The 19,315-nt window shown below is 43.0% G+C and carries 22 protein-coding genes; 14 read left to right on the forward strand and 8 right to left on the reverse strand.

The genetic code is table 11. From position 1 onward, the window contains the following. The first annotated feature begins 42 nt into the window (after positions 1-42). From ccmA to L1070_RS04355, 10 genes are read left to right on the forward strand one after another with little or no spacing between them, the layout of a single operon-like run. Positions 43-678, forward strand: a complete 636-nt coding sequence (ccmA, locus tag L1070_RS04310) for a cytochrome c biogenesis heme-transporting ATPase CcmA (protein WP_237124609.1) — start codon at positions 43-45, stop codon at positions 676-678. Then, positions 675-1,361 carry a heme exporter protein CcmB gene (gene ccmB / locus L1070_RS04315; RefSeq protein WP_237124610.1) on the forward strand — a complete coding sequence of 229 codons (687 nt, stop codon included), beginning with the start codon at positions 675-677 and terminating at the stop codon, positions 1,359-1,361. Before ccmA ends, ccmB begins: the two co-directional genes overlap by 4 nt. 1 nt (position 1,362) lies before the next feature. Beyond that, the gene (locus L1070_RS04320) at positions 1,363-2,103 is read left to right on the forward strand and encodes a heme ABC transporter permease (protein WP_237124611.1); all 741 of its coding nucleotides are present in this window, start codon (positions 1,363-1,365) and stop codon (positions 2,101-2,103) included. Next, positions 2,103-2,306, forward strand: a complete 204-nt coding sequence (ccmD, locus tag L1070_RS04325; RefSeq protein ID WP_237124612.1) for a heme exporter protein CcmD — start codon at positions 2,103-2,105, stop codon at positions 2,304-2,306. The genes L1070_RS04320 and ccmD overlap by 1 nt, the downstream gene beginning before the upstream one ends. Then, a complete protein-coding gene (gene ccmE, locus L1070_RS04330; protein WP_237124613.1) occupies positions 2,303-2,782 on the forward strand; it encodes a cytochrome c maturation protein CcmE in 480 nt (159 codons plus the stop codon). Before ccmD ends, ccmE begins: the two co-directional genes overlap by 4 nt. Before the next feature lies 1 nt (position 2,783). After that, positions 2,784-4,748, forward strand: coding sequence for a heme lyase CcmF/NrfE family subunit (locus L1070_RS04335; protein ID WP_070984575.1), 1,965 nt, complete (start codon positions 2,784-2,786; stop codon positions 4,746-4,748). Beyond that, entirely contained in the window at positions 4,745-5,317 is a 573-nt protein-coding gene (locus L1070_RS04340) for a redoxin family protein (RefSeq protein WP_237124614.1), read from the forward strand. Before L1070_RS04335 ends, L1070_RS04340 begins: the two co-directional genes overlap by 4 nt. Then, on the forward strand, positions 5,314-5,769 hold the full coding sequence (locus L1070_RS04345) for a cytochrome c-type biogenesis protein (protein ID WP_237124615.1): 456 nt from the start codon (positions 5,314-5,316) through the stop codon (positions 5,767-5,769). Before L1070_RS04340 ends, L1070_RS04345 begins: the two co-directional genes overlap by 4 nt. Before the next feature lie 11 nt (positions 5,770-5,780). After that, positions 5,781-7,034 (forward strand): c-type cytochrome biogenesis protein CcmI, encoded by a 1,254-nt coding sequence (gene ccmI, locus L1070_RS04350; protein WP_237124668.1) that lies wholly within the window; start codon positions 5,781-5,783, stop codon positions 7,032-7,034. After that, positions 7,035-7,766, forward strand: a complete 732-nt coding sequence (locus L1070_RS04355) for a VacJ family lipoprotein (RefSeq protein WP_237124616.1) — start codon at positions 7,035-7,037, stop codon at positions 7,764-7,766. Between the two features lie 75 nt (positions 7,767-7,841). Here L1070_RS04355 and L1070_RS04360 read toward each other — a convergent pair whose 3' ends face one another. After that, a complete protein-coding gene (locus tag L1070_RS04360; RefSeq protein ID WP_237124617.1) occupies positions 7,842-8,129 on the reverse strand; it encodes a hypothetical protein in 288 nt (95 codons plus the stop codon). Between the two features lie 274 nt (positions 8,130-8,403). Continuing rightward, the gene (locus tag L1070_RS04365; protein ID WP_237124618.1) at positions 8,404-9,975 is read right to left on the reverse strand and encodes a cation:proton antiporter family protein; all 1,572 of its coding nucleotides are present in this window, start codon (positions 9,973-9,975) and stop codon (positions 8,404-8,406) included. A gap of 201 nt (positions 9,976-10,176) precedes the next feature. On the opposite strand from L1070_RS04365, the gene L1070_RS04370 reads away from it, so the two are divergent. Further along, complete coding sequence (locus tag L1070_RS04370; RefSeq protein ID WP_237124619.1) at positions 10,177-10,920, forward strand: sporulation protein; 744 nt, start codon at positions 10,177-10,179, stop codon at positions 10,918-10,920. 66 nt (positions 10,921-10,986) lie between these two features. Next, a complete protein-coding gene (locus L1070_RS04375) occupies positions 10,987-11,439 on the forward strand; it encodes a GNAT family N-acetyltransferase (RefSeq protein WP_237124620.1) in 453 nt (150 codons plus the stop codon). Positions 11,440-11,479: 40 nt separating this feature from the next. On the opposite strand, the gene L1070_RS04380 is transcribed toward L1070_RS04375, so the two are convergent. The 5 genes from L1070_RS04380 to L1070_RS04400 form a co-directional block, all read right to left on the reverse strand. Further along, on the reverse strand, positions 11,480-12,826 hold the full coding sequence (locus L1070_RS04380; RefSeq protein WP_237124621.1) for a sodium-dependent transporter: 1,347 nt from the start codon (positions 12,824-12,826) through the stop codon (positions 11,480-11,482). A gap of 234 nt (positions 12,827-13,060) precedes the next feature. Then, positions 13,061-14,350, reverse strand: coding sequence for an ATP-binding protein (locus L1070_RS04385; RefSeq protein WP_237124622.1), 1,290 nt, complete (start codon positions 14,348-14,350; stop codon positions 13,061-13,063). A gap of 11 nt (positions 14,351-14,361) precedes the next feature. After that, positions 14,362-15,069, reverse strand: coding sequence for a response regulator transcription factor (locus L1070_RS04390; RefSeq protein ID WP_070984601.1), 708 nt, complete (start codon positions 15,067-15,069; stop codon positions 14,362-14,364). Positions 15,070-15,237: 168 nt separating this feature from the next. Then, positions 15,238-16,077: a MipA/OmpV family protein gene (locus L1070_RS04395; protein ID WP_237124623.1), complete on the reverse strand. Its 840-nt coding sequence runs from the start codon at positions 16,075-16,077 to the stop codon at positions 15,238-15,240. A 110-nt stretch (positions 16,078-16,187) separates the two neighbouring features. Then, positions 16,188-16,991 carry a hypothetical protein gene (locus L1070_RS04400; protein WP_237124624.1) on the reverse strand — a complete coding sequence of 268 codons (804 nt, stop codon included), beginning with the start codon at positions 16,989-16,991 and terminating at the stop codon, positions 16,188-16,190. 97 nt (positions 16,992-17,088) lie between these two features. Here L1070_RS04400 and L1070_RS04405 point away from each other — a divergent pair, with 97 nt between their 5' ends. Next, on the forward strand, positions 17,089-18,243 hold the full coding sequence (locus L1070_RS04405; protein ID WP_237124625.1) for a serine hydrolase domain-containing protein: 1,155 nt from the start codon (positions 17,089-17,091) through the stop codon (positions 18,241-18,243). A gap of 5 nt (positions 18,244-18,248) precedes the next feature. On the opposite strand, the gene yhbY is transcribed toward L1070_RS04405, so the two are convergent. Further along, positions 18,249-18,545: a ribosome assembly RNA-binding protein YhbY gene (gene yhbY / locus L1070_RS04410; protein ID WP_070985578.1), complete on the reverse strand. Its 297-nt coding sequence runs from the start codon at positions 18,543-18,545 to the stop codon at positions 18,249-18,251. 84 nt (positions 18,546-18,629) lie between these two features. Here yhbY and rlmE point away from each other — a divergent pair, with 84 nt between their 5' ends. Next, entirely contained in the window at positions 18,630-19,259 is a 630-nt protein-coding gene (gene rlmE, locus L1070_RS04415) for a 23S rRNA (uridine(2552)-2'-O)-methyltransferase RlmE (RefSeq protein ID WP_070984609.1), read from the forward strand. Positions 19,260-19,315: the final 56 nt, after the last annotated feature.

Genomic DNA, 19,315 nt, shown 5'->3' on the forward strand with positions numbered 1-19,315 from the left:
ATTACCATACCATTATGGTAGACTAACGCCCAATTTTGGGTAATGAGAATAACCAATTTGCTAGAGATTAAATCTGTTACTTGTATTAAACAAGAACGCTGTCTGTTTGAATCGTTAAGCTTCTCGTTGGAAGCAGGGCAGATCATGCAAATTGAGGGCCCAAATGGCGCTGGTAAAACCTCATTATTGCGGATCATCTCTGGGTTTGCACGTCCTGATGAGGGAGAAATTCATTTTACAGGTCAGCCGATTAGTGAAAACTACGAAGAGTTTGCAGCGCAACTACTTTTTATCGGCCACAAAACGGGTGTAAATGGCCAACTAACGGCGTATGAGAATGTGTGCCATTGGTTGCGGGTTCACGGTTGTCACGTGGATAAGCGTGCGTATGATTTATTATCGTTACTGGGGTTGGTTGGTCTGGAAGATGTACCGGTAAGAACACTTTCAGCAGGTCAACAACGGCGCGTTGCTTTAGTGAGGCTATGGCTTAACAACGCGAGGCTGTGGATACTCGATGAGCCATTTACTGCGCTTGATAAGAAAGGGGTGAAGCAATTGCAAACTAGGTTTGCTGAGCATTTGGCTCAAGGCGGGGCTATTTTACTTACCACGCACCAAGATTTAACCACCCATTTTACGGCGCTCAAAACCCTCGTATTGGAGTATCAATTTTGACGGCCCAGCATTCTTATTGGCAATTATTTACCAGCGTTTACAGTAAGGATGTGACCTTGGCATTTCGTCAGCGCTCGGAAATTGTCAATCCATTGTTATTTTTTCTTATTGTTATTACGTTGTTTCCGCTTGCTATTGGCCCAGAACCTGCGCTGTTGAAACGCATGGCGCCGGGAATTATTTGGGTAGCGGCTTTGTTGTCTACCATGTTAGGGTTAGATAAAATGTTTAGGGATGATTACAACGATGGCTCGTTAGAGCAGCTCATTGCATCTCCTTATCCACTTTCGCTGTCAGTTCTGGCAAAAGTATTTGCGCATTGGACTATCACAGGGCTACCTATGGTACTGATGGCACCTATGTTTGCCTTGTTAATGAATCTAGATTCTCAGGCGCTTGGCGCAACGGTATTGACCTTGCTGATAGGCACTCCGCTATTGAGCTTTATTGGTGCCATCGGTGCTGCGCTGACAGTGGGGTTACAAAAAGGTGGAATTTTAATGAGTTTATTGGTTTTACCCCTGTATATTCCCGTACTGATTTTTGCGACGTCTGCCATTGATACGAGTAGTATGTCTTTAGCTTATGGTGGGCAACTCGCAATCCTAGGTGCCATGCTGGCTGTAGCCTGTGTGTGTGCACCTATTGCAATATCTTCAGCTTTAAAAGTGAGTGTTAGTTAACATGTGGAAATGGTTACATCCTTATGCAAAGGCAGAGCGTGCGTACCAGCTATGTAATACGTTAATTCCCTATTTTGCGGTGGTTACCGTAGTATGTTTGGTTGTTGGTTGGGTGTGGGGTCTTGCCTATGCCCCGGCTGACTATCAACAAAAAGACAGTTATCGCATTATTTTTATCCATGTTCCTTCGGCAATATTGTCAATGGGTGCATACTCTTCCATGGCGATTGCCGCAGTTATTGCTCTGGTATGGCAAATTCGTAACGCTGAGTTGGCGGTGATAGCGATTGCGCCCGTAGGTGCTGCCATGACAGCCATCGCACTAATAACGGGGGCTGCGTGGGGTAAACCTATGTGGGGTGCTTGGTGGGTGTGGGATGCACGATTAACATCTGAACTCATTTTATTGTTTTTGTATCTTGGTGTGTTGTCACTATACCACGCGTTTGAAGATAAAAAGTCAGCAGGGCGTGCAGCGTGTATTTTAGCTGTTGTGGGCGTGATTAACCTACCTATTATTCACTTTTCGGTAGAGTGGTGGAACACTTTGCATCAAGGGGCCACCATAACCAAGTTTGATACATCAGCGATAGACTCATCAATGCTATGGCCGCTGTTAATCAATATTACCGCATTTGCGGGCTTTGTTGGAGTTGTGACGTTGATCCGTTTGAAGAACGAAATCCTACAATGTGAAAGGCACCGCCCATGGGTGCGAGAACTAGTTGGTCGAGGTGAGTGATGCAATTTGAATCATTGAACGAATTTCTGGCGATGGGAGGATACGGATTTTATGTCTGGTTGTCTTTCGGCAGTTGCGCCGCCATTCTTTTGGCCTTGTTTTTCAGCTCATTAAGAGAAGGTAGCAAGTTACGTCATGAAGTTCGCGCTCAAATGAAGCGTGAAGAGCGTATAAAGAAAGCTAAGCAGCAGGAGCAAGTATGAACCCGAGGCGCAAAAAACGTTTACTGGCAGTCATTGCAATTATTTTTGGGGTTGGCTCAGCAATTGGACTGATGCTATATGCGTTACAAGAAAACATTAATTTGTTTTACACACCAACAGAATTGATCGATGGCAAAGGCGAAAATAAAGAAAAGCCCTTTATCGGTCAAAAATTGCGAATCGGTGGCATGGTTGTTCCGGGTTCAGTTGTTAGGGACGAAGACAGCCTAGATGTCAGCTTTAAATTGATGGATACAGGGCCAACTGTCACCATCCGCTATGAGGGAATTTTACCTGACTTATTCAGAGAAGGTCAGGGGATTGTCGCACAGGGAACTTTGGTAGAACCTAATGTTATTGAAGCGTTCGAAGTTTTGGCAAAGCACGATGAAGAGTATATGCCACCAGAAGTTGCAGAAGCGCTGAAAGGCATAAAACATCAGAAGCCAAAGTACAACTTAAACAACGAGAACTAATATGATCCCAGAGATAGGTTATTTTGCATTAGTGCTAGCTATGGCGCTGAGTTTGCTGCTGTGCATTTTCCCGTTGTGGGGCGCGCATACCGGCAATTTGAGATTAATGCGTGCAGCGCCTTCTTTGGCGGTTGGCCAATGTGTGTTCGTGTTATTTTCTTTCGCGATTCTAATTTATATCACGCTTGCGGATGACTTTACGGTTGCGTACGTAGCGCACCATTCGAGTAGTACTTTGCCATGGTATTACAAAGTGACTTCAACTTGGGGTGGACATGAAGGCGCTATCTTGTTGTGGTTGGTGATGCAGTCATCGTGGACTGCGCTAGTTGCGTTGATGTCTAAATCAATACCTTGGGTGTTGCGTGCTAGGGTGTTGGGGGTGTTAGGCTTTTTAGGTGTGGGCTTTATGCTTTACACTTTGTGGATGTCGAGTCCATTTGAGCGTCTACTACCTTACTATCCAGTTGAGGGGCGTGATCTCAACCCCCTATTACAAGACCCAGGCATGATCATTCATCCGCCACTGTTGTATATGGGGTATGTTGGTTTATCGGTGTCTTTTTCATTCGCCATAGCAGCCTTATTGACAGGTAAGTTAGATAATACTTGGGCGAAGTGGTCAAGACCGTGGACCATGGTGGCATGGGGCTTTCTGACTTTGGGTATTACAATCGGCAGTTGGTGGGCATACTCAGAGCTTGGTTGGGGAGGCTGGTGGTTTTGGGACCCAGTAGAAAATGCTTCATTGATGCCTTGGCTGGTTGCAACGGCCTTACTACACTCGTTGGCCGTAACAGAAAAGCGCGGTGTATTTAAATCTTGGACTGTACTACTGGCCATCACAGCGTTTAGTTTGTGTCTGCTAGGTACCTTCATCGTACGCTCTGGCATTATCGTTTCCGTACATGCTTTTGCGACAGACCCAGATCGCGGGCTGTATATCTTACTATTCTTAGCCGTGGTTGTTGGCGGCAGCTTGGCGTTGTATGCCGCGCGAGTGTCACAGGTTAGAAGTGAGGGGCGGTATCAGTTCTTTTCTCGAGAAGTGGCGTTGTGGGTAAACAATATATTCTTAGTGGTAGCGACCTTAGTTGTATTTTTAGGCACGCTGCTACCTATGATCCACAAAGAGCTAGGCCTGGGTTCTATTTCAATCGGTGTGCCATTTTTCAACCAAATGTTTTCGATATTAATTGTGCCTTTTGCGTTATTGTTAGGTATCGCGCCGATGCTACGCTGGAAACAAAATAAGCTACCGCCATTGGCGAAAAAATGGTTAGTTATTTTAATGGCGACAATCACCATTACCGCGGCTTGGTTATTCGGCAGTTTTGAAACAGTGGCACCTTTGACATTTGTTGCCAGTGCGCTGGCTGTGTGGATTATGTTATCGACGGCTGTAGACTTTGCACAAAAAGTATCAACCCAGCAGCGTCTATCTGAGGGGCTAAAGCGACTAGGACTTAGCTATTGGGCAATGGTCTTGGGGCATGTTGGTATTGCCTTTGTTATTGCGGGGGTCACGATTACGTCAGCGTATTCTGTTGAACGTTCTGTACGCATGCAGCCCGGTGATACAGCATCTTTGAACGAATATGAATATCGTTTTGAAGGCGTAAAAGAAATTGTTGGGCCTAATTATACTGGGCACGCCGGTGTGGTAACGGTATTAAAGAATAATGAAAAAGTGACTGAGTTGCATGCTGAAAAGCGTTTATACAACATCGGTATGCAGTTTATGACAGAAGCCGCGGTAGATGACGGGTTCTTTAGAGACTTATATCTGGCACTTGGAGAGCAACTCGGTGGTGGAGCATGGTCACTACGTATATACCATAAGCCATACGTACGTTGGATGTGGCTAGGAGGATTACTCATTGCTTTTGCTGGGTTTATCGTATTGGCTGATAAACGCTATAGAAAAAGTCCTTCTAAGGGTAATCAACAGGAGGCAACATCATGAACCGCAAGTTACTAGGGTTAATCCCGTTTCTTATTTTTATCCTGTTGTGTGTATTTTTATACCAAGGGTTATTCGGTAATCCAAGGGAGCTTCAAACAGGGCGACTTGGACAACAAATGCCGAGCTTTACCCTGCCTGATTTGATGAGTGATTCCAAGCAATGGCAAGAGAGTGACCTGTTGGGAGAAGTCTATTTACTCAACGTTTGGGGTACTTGGTGTCCGACTTGTGTAGCGGAGCTGAGCTATTTAACCGAGTTGCGAGAGCAAGGAGTTAGGATAATCGGCTTGTACTATGAGCAAGGCTACGATCCTGACTTTGGTGACCAATTTGATATCAACAAATTACGTGCCGAAGTAAACGCGATGCTTGCCAGAACAGGCGATCCTTACCAATTTAATATTCTCGATTTGAAGCGCACGTTGGCGCTGGATTTAGGCGTCTCTGGTGCCCCTGAAACATTCTTAGTTGATAAGCAAGGTAAAATCTTGCTTCATCATACAGGTGATATCAACCAGCGTGTATGGCGTGCTAAATTTGCACCTAAGCTGATGGAGTTGACGCAATGAGACTCATGATTGTTATTTTTCTAATGGTATGTGGCTCGGCATTTGCGACAGAGGATAGATATGAATTTGCCAATGCAGAGCGTGAGAGTACTTTTCGTGAGCTCACTCACGAGTTGCGTTGCCCTAAATGTCAAAATCAAAATATCGCCGATTCAGATGCTGTGGTGGCAAAAGATCTTAGGGATAAAGTCCTTAGCTTAGTAAACGAAGGTAAGAGTAAGGATGAGGTGATTGATTACATGATAGACCGTTATGGCTATTTTGTTCATTACCAGCCACCTGTTACACCTGCCACTATCATATTATGGGTACTGCCTATATTTATTGTTGTTGTGGGCTTTGGGTTTATTGTTTTTAGGCAGAAAAAGGCCTCAAGTAAGCAGACTTGGAGCGAGCAAGATGAGCAACTGTTGAACAAACTTATTAAGCAATATCAGCGTAGGGAGCAGTAGCAGTGGACGGAATTATGCAGATGTGGGTGATGTTCGCATTGCTTACTTTATTAGCAGTACTGTTTGTGGTTGTGCCATTCATTCGTCGAGAAAAAGTGCTGACGGTGGACAACCAAGCCAATGCCGAACGAGTTGATATCTACTACCAACGCCTTGATGAGTTAAATGCTGAGCTGAGCAATCAACGCATCGAACAACAGGCTTATCAGGAGTCGGTACTGGAGCTTAAGCGCAGATTACTCAATGAGCTCTCGCCTGAACAGCAGCTCAGTAGCCGTGGCAACAATCGTATCTTTGCCCTAACGGGGTTGTTGTTCACCCTCGCCGTCAGCGGTGTTTTTTATCACTTTACGGGAAGTCAGCAGCAGATAGCCAATTGGTACGATGCTATTGAAAAGCTGCCAGAATACGGTGAAAGAGCGGTATTGCAACAAGGGCAAAGATTAACAGCAAACGAATTACAGGCTTTTGCGCTCGGCTTACGTACTAAATTAGCCGACAGCGGCGATGATGCAGTAGCGTGGATGCTATTGGGTCGTGTAGCAATGTCGCTAAATGACTATGAGATGGCCAAACAGGCATTCGACAAAGCGCTGAAAATGGAACCAAACAATAGCAATATTTTGATCAATTACAGTCAAGTATTGTTGATTGAGGGGTCGGAGTCCGGTATGAACCGCGCAGCACGATTGCTGGCCAAAGTGTTAAGAAGTGAGCCAACTAATATTGATGCAATTTCTTTACTCGCACTTATTGCATACGAAAAGCAAGATTGGCATGAAGCCAAAACAGCCTTTGAAGTATTACTGGCAAGTATGAACAGCGAAGACCCACGATATGCAATGATAGAGCAACGTATTGTTGAAATAGAACAGAAACTTGCCCCTCAAACCGAGTCTACAGCCGCGGCATTACAAATTGAAGTTACGCTCAGTCCTAACCTGACTGAGCAACTTCCCAGTCAGGGTACATTGTTCGTGTTTGCTAAAGCCGCTGATGGCCCAGCTATGCCGCTGGCGGTTGCTAAGCTTACAAATTTTAACTTGCCTTTACGTGTGACACTAGATGATAGTATGGCGATGATGCCAAGCCTCAAGCTGTCGAGCTATCAAAACGTCATTATCACGGCTCGCATTTCAACTGATGAAAGTGTTATGGCACAAGCTGGCGAGTTGGAAGGACAAAGTGAAATTATAGCGTTGAGCGAAGCGCTTGAGGTGATCCCAGTTGAGATTAATCGGATTATATCAAACACAGGAAATTAAATGTTTAAGCCTTTTTTAGCTGTTCTGGCAGCTGTTGTGATTTCAGGATGTAGTACTATTCCTGAAGAAAAACAGGACGAGCGTGATCCACTTCAGTCATTAAATCGCCCAGTTTATGATTTTAATATGGATGTTTTAGACAAATATATTTTACGCCCAGTAACGGTTGGCTATGTTGCTGTTACACCGCAGCCGGTACGCAATAGTATTGTTAATTTTACGACTAATTTGCTTACCCCAACCGATGCAATTAATGCTGGTTTACAGGGTAAGCCTAGCAGCATGGGAGTGAATGCTGCACGCTTTTTGGTGAACTCTACCGTAGGGATTTTTGGCTTATTTGATGTCGCCAGTAGTCTAGGCCTTAAACATCATGATGAAGATTTTGGGCAAACTTTAGGCGTTTGGGGAATGGGTGATGGTGCTTATATCATGCTACCCGTTATGGGCCCTACAACAGCCAGAAATCTGGCAGGTGATGTTGTTGACAATTATGTGATGCCAGAGATTGCACTGAGTACACCGGAAACTATCGCCGTGTTCACACTTAGAGCCATTGAAGCAAGAGCATCGTTGATGGCGCAAGAGAAATTATTGGAAGAATCACTCGACCCATACATCTTTATGAAAGATATCTATTTCCAGCGTCAATTGTATGAGCTATACGATGGTAATCCTCCAATTAAGGAAGAACCAACAGATTTCGATGAAGATTTTTTAGAAAATTTGTAATACGAAGAAAGAAGATAGGCTGGCGACGGGCATTGCCAGCCTATAGCGGGGAGAGTAGGCTCCCCATAATCAGTTCTAGTGTAAAGCTCCATTACCTTTACGATAAAATCCTAAGTCGTTAAGCTTTTCTATCAGTAATGCTGGATCATCTATACGTGATGGTGTGTCTTCATCTCGCAAAAAATGGTCATTTGGTACATTGTGTAAATCAAGCATTTTATTAAATAATACATTGCGAATTGCTAACGCTGTCATCCCGTTGTCTTGGATTTCATCAAGTCGATTTTGCAGCTCGGAAAGTGGCCCAGCTTTTACGTCATCAACGACAGCAGCAAAGTGATTTACCTGTTTAGTTTTAAGCATATTGGCCTTCTCCCAAAAAAACATCCAATTGTTATATTAGTCACGCACATCATATTTTTTGTGTTAAAAATAGATACTTACGTCCTCTTTGTTGAAAACAGTGTACTCTGTTTTTAGGGTAGATTACTAACTTCGATGTAAAGCTTTGTAAATCGAATAATGTACGATTTGAAATGATCAAACAGGGCGTGGTGGACATCTAGAAGTAAGGTATTGATGAGCAAATAAAAATAGTTCTCAGTACCTTTTGTGGTACTGAGAACATAATAATGTATTAGGAAAATAAATTTTGCTTTACATGTTCAGCAAAGCCACTTCCAGCCTCAAGATAGAAGTTATAGGTTGAGTTGACCCCCATTTCTTCAAGCTCTTTTTGTTGATCAGGGTAGTTGGCGATGGCAGTTACTTGGCCTTTAAAGCCAGAGGCTTTTAGCTGCTCCAATGCATATATGTTCTGCATGTGCTTGGGCATTGCTAACATGACCATATCAACTTGAGAGTGGTTTACACGTTGCCAAAAATCAGGGTCTGTTGCATCAGCGAGTAACACTCTGCGCCCTCTTTGTACGTGTTTATCAACTACTTCAGGTTTTATATCGATACCTGCAATCGAGCCGGGGTGGGTGGCTTCTATGGTTTCGTATGCACCCGTTCCAATGCGACCCATACCAAAGATAACAATGCGTGTGTCGGCTAGGTTTACGGGGAGCTCTTCTTCAAGACGTTTATTGCTTTCGAATTTTAATAAAAAGGGCTCTAATCTGACATAGAATCCATTGGCGCGCTTATTAAGCGGTGAGGCAACCACAAAAGTGATAGACACGGCTATTGCAACAACGGCCAACCAATCAGGTGCTATCGCTCCTGAGCTGGCGGCAACCGCGCAGACGATAAGTCCAAATTCGCTATAATTTGCAAGTGTAAAGGCGCTGAGTAAAGATGTCCGAGCACGCAATTTAAAAATATTAGTAAGGACATAATATAGGCACACCTTTACGGGCAAGACCAAGGTCAACAGGCAGGCGATGAGCAGAGCATCAAAGCTCATGTTGGCATTGAGGCCAATATTAAGGAAGAAGCCTACCAGTAAAACATCTTTCAAGTTCATCAAAGATTTTGATAACTCACCAGCCTTCTTGTGAGGTGCGAACAGCATACCAATGATTAAGGCACCAAGATCTCCTTTTAAGCCTGCAAACTCAAAGGCATGATAACCAATAACCAGTGCGAAGAAAAAGCCAAATAATGGCAGTAGTTCACCGTGTTTAGAGCGGTTTAAAACCCAGAACATAATCGGTCTGAATACAGGTAGACAAACTAGCAGTACCAACGCCCACACATTTGGTGCTTTTCCAGTACTAATCGCCAAAAATACCACGGCAAAGATATCTTGCATAACCAATATGCCGATAGAGATTTTACCGTGTAGGCTCGCCATCTCTCCGCGCTCTTCGAGCACTTTTACAGCAAAAACAGTACTGGAGAAACTAAAGGCAAAGCCAACTAACAGGGCTGTCGAAACCGTTAAATCGGTAAACAGTGGTAGGCTCATGGCGCCGAGCAGTAATAACAGACTGGCAAAAAATGCACTGCTTATTACGATATGTAGAGTTGCTGGTGCCCAAACCTGTGCTTTGACAAGATTACCAATTTTGAGCTTTAAGCCAATGCTGAACAACAACAAAGTTACGCCCAAATCTGCAAGTTGAGTGAGTAACTCAGTACTACGATATCCCATTAGGTTTAAAATAAACCCAGCCATTAAGAAACCAATTAGCGGCGGCAACTTTAATTGATATACCGAAAAGCCACAGGCGAACGCTGCGGCAAAAAACAAAAGTTCCATGGTGTGCCTATGTTAGTTCTATCTAACCACAGTGTACCAAAACTCTCTGATTTATAAATTGAAAAGTTCTTTTACAGGCGTATAACGCCGATATTTTTTTGAATATTCTTGAAGAATATATAAGAACCCATAAATTTTCGCTGACAATGCGCTGTAAATGTGGTTAAGATGCGATAAGGGAACATTCTCACAGGAGAAGTAATGTTTAAAAAGATCCTCGCATCTGTTGGTATAGGTGCGGCAAAAGTAGATACTGTATTAGAAACAGAGCATTTGCACCCTGGGCAAAAATTTCAAGCAAAAATCATCATTGAAGGTGGTGATATTAGTCAGGAAATAAATGGCTTAGAGATGGCATTGATGACCAAAGTGAAAGTTGAACATGATGATGGTCATTACTTCGAAAATCATGTGATTGAAAAGTGGAAGATAGGCGAGCGATTTGAAGTTGCCGCAAAAGAACGTAAGACCATCCCATTTGAGGCTCGTTTACACTCAGAAACACCACTTACCGAGCTAAATGCTGGATACAACCATAGCCACGTATGGCTGGAAACAGGCCTTGATATAGACTTAGCACTCGATCCTACAGACCGAGATGCGCTCCATATATATCCAAATGATGCAATAAAAACCTGTATGCTAGCAATGGAAAAGCTCGGCTTTGGACTGGTTAAGGCCGACGTTGAAAAAGGGTATTTGCGTGCAAGTAACTTTCACACCGTTTCAGGTTGTTATCAGGAGCTAGAGTATCGCCCTCATCGGCAATCTATGTTTGGAATTCAAGAAGTGGAATTGTCATTTGTCCCCGAAGCTCACAGGACTCACGTGCTGATTGAGCTTGATAGGGCGTTTCGCGGTGACGGATATGTTGATCTCACCATAGAGCATGATCACGTAAACCTGTCGCAGTTATGCGATCAATTAGAGCGCTTGTTCGCATAGCGGCAAGTGGGTATAAACTTTAAAGCCCAGCATTGCTGGGCTTTTTGTTATGTGGAGTGATATTTAATGAATTGGCAGATAAGTACTTTTTCACAACTAGATACAGATACTTTGTTTAGTTTGCTTAAGGCTCGTGTTGATATTTTTGTTGTTGAACAGCAGTGTGCCTACCCAGAGCTGGATGAGATTGATAGACAATCAGACACCTTTCATGTCATGGCTTATGAGCAGGGGGAGTTGTGTGCCTACGCACGAGTGTACAGAAAATCAGCGAGTGAATGTGCAATCGGGCGGGTATTGGTGATGCCAAGCGCCCGAGGCAAAGGTCTCGCAGCGCCTTTGATGCAAACAGCAATTGAGGTGTGTGATACACATTTTAAAGGAAACGATGTGGTACTGAGTGCACAAACCTATTTGCTGAAATTTTATCAATCTACGGGGTTTGTGATTGAAGGTGAAGAATACCTAGAAGATGGTATCCCTCACCAAGATATGCGATTAACTCGAGGATTTAAATGAGGTTAGCGCTGCGCTAACCTCATAGCCTGATTTTTCATATTTAAAGCGAGTGTATAAATACCAGCGCTATGGCAAGAGGGCAGACAAACTTAATATACCAAGGCCATATTTTCCAAAACACGCTATGATCCGCATCTAGATAACCACTTTTTATCTCTGTTAGCAGACTATTTCTGTGCCATATCCAGCCAACAAATATACAGCAAAGCATCCCTATCAATGGCTGGCCAAATTGTGTAGTTAAGCTCACCACGAAACCAAACAAACTACTGAAGTTAAAAATAATAGTAAAACTAACCAATGAGATAAGGCCACCGATCACCCAAGTTGCTTGTACGCGTGACAGTGCAAAACGCTCAACGGCATAAGATACGGGCGCTTCAAGCATAGATATTGACGAGGTGAGCGCAGCAATACTCATCAATGCAAAGAATGCAAAGCCGACAAATAAGCCGACATCTCCCATGCTTTCAAATAGAGCTGGTAACACTTGAAACACTAGAGTGTCTTCTGACAGTAGTTGTCCATTTGCCGCAAATATTTCAACTCCCTGAGCTTGGGCTACATACATGGCAGGGATGATCAAAAGGCCAGCAACAAAGGCAATAAACACATCGATTAATGTTACGTAGGCGCCAAGTGAAACTAAGTTTTCTTGCCTGCTAATGTAAGAGCCATAAATGATCATTACACTGGTTCCTAAAGATAGCGAGAAGAATGCTTGTCCAAGTGCACTGACCAGTAACTCGGGGTTTAAGATGGAAGAAAAATCAGGGACAAGATAAGCCTTCAGTCCTTCACTGGCACCTTCTTGCATCAAGACGTAGGCAATGAGCAAAAATAAAATCCCCAATAAAGCGGGCATTAAGCGCTTAGACCATTTCTCAATACCATTTTCAACGCCTTTACTGATGATAGAAATAGTCAGCACCACAAATAGGGCGGTAAAAATTAAGTCCCTTGCCAGAGACTGGCTATTCAGCCATTGGGCTGTGCTTGACAACTGAGTGAGTTTAGCGATGGGCTCTAACGTTGCAGTAAACATCCAGCCAGCAACGATTGCATAAAAACTGAGGATAAGGCCGGCGCAAATAATACCACCGAAGCCCACAGCGAAGGCAAAGCGTTTACTAAGTGGGTTATTAGAGAGTTTTTGCAGTGATGAAACGGCGTTAGCCTGACCATGACGTCCAATAACTAGCTCAGCCATTAGTGCTGGATAAGCTAAACAAAAGGCTAGTACCAAATAAACCAAAACGAAAGCGGCTCCACCGTTGCTAGCGGTTTGAGTGGGGAAGCCCCAAATGTTGCCAAGGCCAACAGCTGATCCTGCTGCTGCCATGATGAATCCAAAGCGAGAACTAAATTCTCCGCGCACAGTGCTCATATTATTTTACTTCTCTATTTTTTTTACGGCGGCTGACAATCTACTGTAATTACAGCGAAATAAAAAGCGCTAATTGTTATTAACAATGCCATGATCTAGCGCAATATTTTGGTGATTTTGCGAGTGTAACATTAGTTCGCCAGACTGAAAATTCAACTATAGATTGTAAGTTGTTGCTTTTAAGTTGATTAACTCAAAAGCTACTTATTAAATGTGGTCATTACTTTACGCTGCTCATTTAGCTTTACAAGGTAAAGTTAAGGTGAATTTAGCACCGCCCAATATGTCTGACTGGGATACACTCGCTTTGCCATGATGCCAATCTACAACCTTGGCTACAATCGCCAGCCCTAAACCATAGCTTTTTCCCGCCCGGTTACGGTGAGATTGCTCTTGAAAAAATGGGCTGAAGACTTTGTGCCAGTTTTGTGGCGCAATGCCTGGGCCATCATCCTCGATATGGATCTGAATCTCATGGCCATCACCGAAAACTCTGATAAGAACGGCACTGGCGGAAAAGTCGCAGGCGTTAGACAGCAGATTTGTTACAGCGCGTGCCAGCCAGTGTAGGTCTGCGTATATAAATAGGTGAGGTTCTATTTCGTAATTAATTTGTAGGTTTGCGCTTTTAAACTTTGGCGCAATCTGCTCAATTAATGAAACAAAATAAGGTGTCGCATCGGTAGATTCAAAGTTAAGTAAGTGCGATTTTTTCTCTAATGTGGCAAACGACAGATAGCTGGCCAGCATATCTTCCATTTGATCTAAGTCTTTTTCCATTCTAGCTAGAATATCATGCACTTGATGAATGTCTTTTTCATCTAGTGCTGCATCCAATCCAAAGCGAAGACAGGCTACAGGAGTACGTATGTCGTGTGATAAGCTTGATGCAAGAAGCTTGTTCTCTGCTAGGAGTTTGTCAATTTGACTCGCCATGCGGTTAAATGTGAGTTCTACGTCTTTGATATAGGTAAATTTATCAGTAGCGATTCTGGCGCTCAGGTTGCCACTGGCAAATTGTTTAGCGGCTTCTGTGAGCACAGATAGGCGTCTAGCTAACGGCGAGAGTATAAACCACATAAAGGTACATACGCCGGTATAAAACAACAAGGTGAGCATGGCATCGTTACTCTGCCGTTCTGCTGGTTTATCTAAGCGCAGCTCTAGATAGTCAGGAAGTAAAGCGTCATTAGTTTTCAACAAATAAAAGCCTTGCTGATCTTCTAAAATTAAGCCTTTGCCCGTGAGCATTTGCGCTTTGAGTTCAGAAGGTACGGCTAAAGTGTCACCTTGTTTGTAGCTGATAGCTAAGCCATAGTCTTCACTCAAAGTAGCGATGTAATTAGACCTATTTGCAACAGGTTCTCTAGCAGCTTGCTTGGCAACGCCGCTGGCGAGTGTACTTTGCCAGCCAAAGTTATCGTCGACTTCTAAGGTTTGTTCGCTAAATATATCAATTAGCCAACCGAGTACGACAATTGAAACCAAGGCGCTGGTAAGCAAATAAATATATAGCTTTCTCACAAATTAGCCTTTTACCATGCGCTTGGAACCATCAGGTAGCCCTTGCCCCAAATAGTTTTGATTTTTTCTGGGTGCTGCGGATCATCATTGAATTTTTTACGCAAGGCCGAAATAAGTACATCGACACTTCTGTCTAGTCCATCGTATTCTCGACCTTTGGTCGCTTTGAACACTGCGTCTCTTGAAACAACTTCTCCAGCATTTGATGCCAAAAAGTGTAGTAATAAATACTCTGCACTAGAAATATTCACCTCTTTACCTTGCACCAACACCTTGCGCGCTTGAGTGTCTATGCTCAGGTTGCCAACACACAGCGACTTATCATTATTTATATCGGAATGTTTTTGCTCACTAGATGAGCGCAACATCGCTTTAATTCTTGCCAATAAAGCACGGGGGCGAACAGGCTTAATAACATAATCACTGGCACCAACCTCAAGACCTATCACTTCATCCATTTCCTCGTCTTTGGCTGTTAGCATAATGATGGGATGTTGATAAAACTGACGAAGTTCACGGCAAACACTAATGCCATCTTGCCCAGGTAGCATGACATCTAACAGCACGATGTCGGGGCTAAGAGATTTCACCATTGCAACTACTTGATCCCCACGAGCGCAAACATGTGTGGTATATCCTTGGTTGTTCAAATAGTCCGCAACCCATTGAGATAGAGATTCGTCATCTTCGACGAGCAAAATTGTACCGTAATTATCCATTTTAATAATCCTCTAGCATCTTAAATTTGCAGCTAAATCGCGAGACTCAAACATGATCCTGATTGTGCCTGACTAATCTAGAGCTGTCACTTATCACTGTTTTGTTATTGGTAAAGTTTATAAATCAATTAATTACCTATACGAAATTAGGCGCTTAATGATTGTTTGCTAAAATACGTACCGTACCCCAATTTTCGCCTTATGTTGATAGTTTTGTACAACAATGGGGCTGCGATAAATTTGTTGTGAAAACCAAGTTGTCATCCAACCGGCTAAAAAAATCCAATTTTCGTTGAGCGGGTATTCGGCATGAAACTCGTATACAACACTCATTGCGCTTTTAGGGCGATATACTGGTCGATCAACTCTTTGTTCTTTTGGAGAAATGCCAAAATAATAATTGGTAAAATCGCGGGAATAGATATTGATGCCTAGCCCGGTTCTAAATTCCCAGTTTTGCCACGGGATAATCTTGCTATAAAAGGTGCTGACTATCCAACCATTGTGGGTACTGCTTATATCTTGCAATAGTTCTAGTGATGCTTGATTGTCACCGAACCTTCGGCTTAACCGCAATCCGCCGGTTACATCAAACGCTCTTTGTGTAATACCTTTGAGCTGTGGGATCTCATCCGAGTTATATAAATTAAAGCCTTTTTCATCAAAACCATCTTGTGCTTGTGTCACAATAACATCAAGATCCCAATTGCTGTGCTCAATGGCACTATAGCCTACTATCCAGCCTCCACTGAGTTGGCTGCGATCAGCATCCAAGTACCAGTTTCCATATGATGCAAACACATTTACATTAAGTAACTCCACGCCATCTTTTACATTGACGCCGATAAGATACGAGTCCTCTAACAGGTAACCTAGGCCCATATTGATATCTAGGTACAGGCCATTGGTGGGAGTTAATGTATTGTCAGAATACAAACGGTTACTCGCGTATGCAGTGGAAGATAAAACAACAGTGATGATTATCAATTTTGTTAATGTACGGAGCATAATGTTCACCAACAACTAAGTTGATGAACATTATATTGAATGCGGCGTTAGTATCTGTAAAAAATTGTTGAGCACAGGGCATGCTCTTTACGGGGAGCTATATTATTGGCCTATAAAACATTGATTTTATCAATCAAGACCGCAGCAAGTTGTTGGTGCATAGCGCTACTTAGCGCACTCACTTCGGTTTCTGTACAGGCACCTGCAACTTTCTGTGGCTCACCAATCACATCTTCCACAATGTACTTAGGTACTTCAACGGGGGTGCTGGAGCGTGCGATTCTAGCTTGTTCTGTATTTTGTGACACGATAAACGAAAGTATGTCTTTTTCGTTAGTTATTTTCTGCTCTTTGGTATAGCTGAACTGTAATGGAATACCTTGAAAGCTGGCGCTATCAATCGAAGACTTTGCAAACCAAACAACATCTGATGATGCAATGTGAGTTAGTCTCATACTGACACTTGCTATGATATTGCTACATTGATAACTCGGCGCTTTTTGAGTTACGAGCTGATATAAAGCGTGTGATGCTTTTGGTACATTGAGCACGTAGGTTTTGTTCGGGCCAAAAGTAAGGTCTAATTGATGAATGTTAAGTATGTAGTCGGCTTTGTTACTAGTGACTATTTTTAGTCCATGCTTTTTAAGCGCGCGCTCAATATGCGACTTTAATGTGTCTGTCATTGCAACGTTGTCAGCGACTATACGCACCGAGTTTGCTTTTTCAATCGGATGTGCTGGCAACTGTACCGATTTTATTCTCGCTGAATCTAGTTCAGTACTATAACTAAGCTGATAAATTTCCTTACTTAATATCGGCTTAGGAGGCACATCAAGTTTGGGTGCCATCTCGGGAGTTAAAGAACAACCAAATGAGAAAGCCAAAGTAATAAAAATAAGCAGAAAACGCATTCATGTACCTCTTGTTACAGTTTAAGTCTCAATTGGTGATGTAAACACAAGCTAACTTCGTGATAAACTTCAACGAATTCTAGTTTAACGAGTTATTATGAAGTATTTAGTTCTTGTTGTCTTCTGGTTGTTTGCGACTAATACTGTTGCATCAGAAGACAAAAAGCAGCAGTGGCACCAATTTTTGAACAGCTATTCTAAGCAAGTCGAGCGAAAACTAAAAGAAAAATCAATCCCAGGTGCGGCATTGAGTGTTGTACATGGTGAATTTGGCTCTTTAGCGAAGGGATATGGCAAGACCAAAGTTAACAAAGGCCGAACAGTTGATGAAAATACGCGCTTTCGTCTAGCGTCCGTTTCCAAGACATTTGCGGGTTCTCTAACAGCAAAGCTAGCGAGTGCGCAGTATCTAGCGCTGGACGAGTATGTAAGTACCTATTTACCTTATCTCAAAGGGACTGACTATCAACACCTAAAAGTTTATCACCTACTAAGTCATTCAAGTGGCTTAGTCCCCAATGCTTACGACAACTTAATCGAGTCCAGAATGTCTTATGAGCAAATAGTGGAACGGCTCATAAAAGTTGAACGTATTTGTAAACCTGGACAGTGTTATGGTTATCAAAATGCCATGTTTAGTCTGATTTCTGATGTGATTTTGCATGCAACGGGAATGTCTTACGAGCGTTGGTTACAAGAATTTATTTTCACACCGTTAAAAATGAATGACGGCGGTATTGGTATAGAAAGCATGGTAAAGGACAATAACTATGCTTTACCACACGTACTTGGGCGTAAGCGCTGGCATACGGCAAAACTCAAACCACATTATTATAAAGTGGCCCCAGCTGCAGGGGTAAATGCCAGTGCAAACGATATGGTTCAATGGCTCAAAGCGCAGCTTGGGCTTTACCCTGAGGTGTTATCATTGGATGCATTGACGTTACAAAGTAGGCCCTACACACACACGAAAAGAGAATTGCGCAGACGTATTTGGCGTGAGCATGTCAACGAGGCGTTTTACGGGTTGGGTTGGCGTATTTACGACTTTGATGGTGAATACGTATTATATCACAGTGGCTGGGTACAGGGTTATCGCACCGATTTGGTTGTAATACCAGCTTTGAATGTGGGGTTTAGTTTATTGCTAAACGCAGAAAGCGGGGTGATAAACCAGTTGACGACTGATTTCATAACTCAGGTTATTAAAAAGTACCGAGTGGCGCCAACGCACTCAGACGATGGCGCATAAGAAAATTACTGGCGAGGCAGTTGAATTTTCTTCTCTTCGCTTTGACGATACAAAACGATGACATGGCCGATGGTTTGCACTTTGTATGCGCCAGTTTCACGAACAATCGCATCAAAAATTAACTGCTTTGTCTCACGGTCATTTGTCGGCACTTTAACTTTGATAAGTTCGTGAATGTTTAAAGATTGATCAATTTCAACCAGAACACCTTCAGTTAAACCATTTGCGCCGAGCAAAACAACGGGTTTTAGTGGATGTGCTAAACCTTTAAGGTACTGCTTTTGTTTATTTGATAAAGTCATATTGATACAATTTACACTATGTAGGCTTGAATTTTCATATTCTACCGCCATCTAGACAATATTACTAATGAGTTGCAGTGAATAATGGCAAATAAAAAGCACTCAGCGAGCTCAAAACGCTGGTTAAAGGAACATGTGGACGACCCTTACGTTCATGAAGCGCAAAAGCGCGGCTTTCGCTCCCGAGCTATCTTTAAACTCGAAGAGATCCAACAACGCGATAAACTCATCAAACCTGGCATGAGTGTTGTTGACTTAGGCGCGGCTCCTGGCAGCTGGTCACAGTATCTAGCCGAAGAGGTGGGTGATAAAGGGCAAGTTATTGCTTGTGATATTTTGCCTATGGATTCACTCGCAGGGGTGGATTTTTTACAGGGAGACTTTCGCGAGGAAGCCGTATTAAATGCATTACTTGACCGCATTGGTGGCAAGAATATAGATGTGGTATTTTCAGATATGGCGCCAAATATGAGCGGCAACATGTCTACTGATCAGGCTGGCAGTATGTATCTCGTAGAACTTGCGCTGGATATGTGTCACCAAGTACTCAGTAAAAATGGTGCTTTTGCTGTAAAAGTTTTCCAAGGTGAAGGTTTTGATCAGTTTGTACAGGAAGTACGTAAATGTTTTAACGTGGTAAAAATTAGAAAGCCAAAAGCCTCCCGTCCACGTTCCCGTGAGGTTTATATAGTGGCGACAGGCTACAAACTGTAGTACAGTTGAAAAGCATTACAGTCGAATTTAAATAATTTTTGGATACAAGAGGTTAA

Source organism: Pseudoalteromonas sp. MMG022, from assembly GCF_021654245.1.
GTDB lineage: Bacteria > Pseudomonadota > Gammaproteobacteria > Enterobacterales > Alteromonadaceae > Pseudoalteromonas > Pseudoalteromonas amylolytica.

Bases quoted from the DNA above. Each gene is read 5' to 3' on its own strand.
- L1070_RS04390 (WP_070984601.1), bottom strand. From the start codon at position 15,069: ATGGATAATTACGGTACAATTTTGCTCGTCGAAGATGACGAATCTCTA.
- L1070_RS04360 (WP_237124617.1), bottom strand. From the start codon at position 8,129: ATGCTTAAAACTAAACAGGTAAATCACTTTGCTGCTGTCGTTGATGAC.
- L1070_RS04355 (WP_237124616.1), top strand. From the start codon at position 7,035: ATGTTTAAGCCTTTTTTAGCTGTTCTGGCAGCTGTTGTGATTTCAGGA.
- ccmD (WP_237124612.1), top strand. From the start codon at position 2,103: ATGCAATTTGAATCATTGAACGAATTTCTGGCGATGGGAGGATACGGA.
- L1070_RS04340 (WP_237124614.1), top strand. From the start codon at position 4,745: ATGAACCGCAAGTTACTAGGGTTAATCCCGTTTCTTATTTTTATCCTG.
- L1070_RS04405 (WP_237124625.1), top strand. From the start codon at position 17,089: ATGAAGTATTTAGTTCTTGTTGTCTTCTGGTTGTTTGCGACTAATACT.
- L1070_RS04320 (WP_237124611.1), top strand. From the start codon at position 1,363: ATGTGGAAATGGTTACATCCTTATGCAAAGGCAGAGCGTGCGTACCAG.
- L1070_RS04375 (WP_237124620.1), top strand. From the start codon at position 10,987: ATGAATTGGCAGATAAGTACTTTTTCACAACTAGATACAGATACTTTG.
- L1070_RS04365 (WP_237124618.1), bottom strand. From the start codon at position 9,975: ATGGAACTTTTGTTTTTTGCCGCAGCGTTCGCCTGTGGCTTTTCGGTA.
- yhbY (WP_070985578.1), bottom strand. From the start codon at position 18,545: ATGACTTTATCAAATAAACAAAAGCAGTACCTTAAAGGTTTAGCACAT.
- L1070_RS04400 (WP_237124624.1), bottom strand. From the start codon at position 16,991: ATGCGTTTTCTGCTTATTTTTATTACTTTGGCTTTCTCATTTGGTTGT.
- ccmE (WP_237124613.1), top strand. From the start codon at position 2,303: ATGAACCCGAGGCGCAAAAAACGTTTACTGGCAGTCATTGCAATTATT.
- L1070_RS04370 (WP_237124619.1), top strand. From the start codon at position 10,177: ATGTTTAAAAAGATCCTCGCATCTGTTGGTATAGGTGCGGCAAAAGTA.
- L1070_RS04345 (WP_237124615.1), top strand. From the start codon at position 5,314: ATGAGACTCATGATTGTTATTTTTCTAATGGTATGTGGCTCGGCATTT.
- rlmE (WP_070984609.1), top strand. From the start codon at position 18,630: ATGGCAAATAAAAAGCACTCAGCGAGCTCAAAACGCTGGTTAAAGGAA.
- L1070_RS04335 (WP_070984575.1), top strand. From the start codon at position 2,784: ATGATCCCAGAGATAGGTTATTTTGCATTAGTGCTAGCTATGGCGCTG.
- L1070_RS04380 (WP_237124621.1), bottom strand. From the start codon at position 12,826: ATGAGCACTGTGCGCGGAGAATTTAGTTCTCGCTTTGGATTCATCATG.
- ccmA (WP_237124609.1), top strand. From the start codon at position 43: ATGAGAATAACCAATTTGCTAGAGATTAAATCTGTTACTTGTATTAAA.
- L1070_RS04395 (WP_237124623.1), bottom strand. From the start codon at position 16,077: ATGCTCCGTACATTAACAAAATTGATAATCATCACTGTTGTTTTATCT.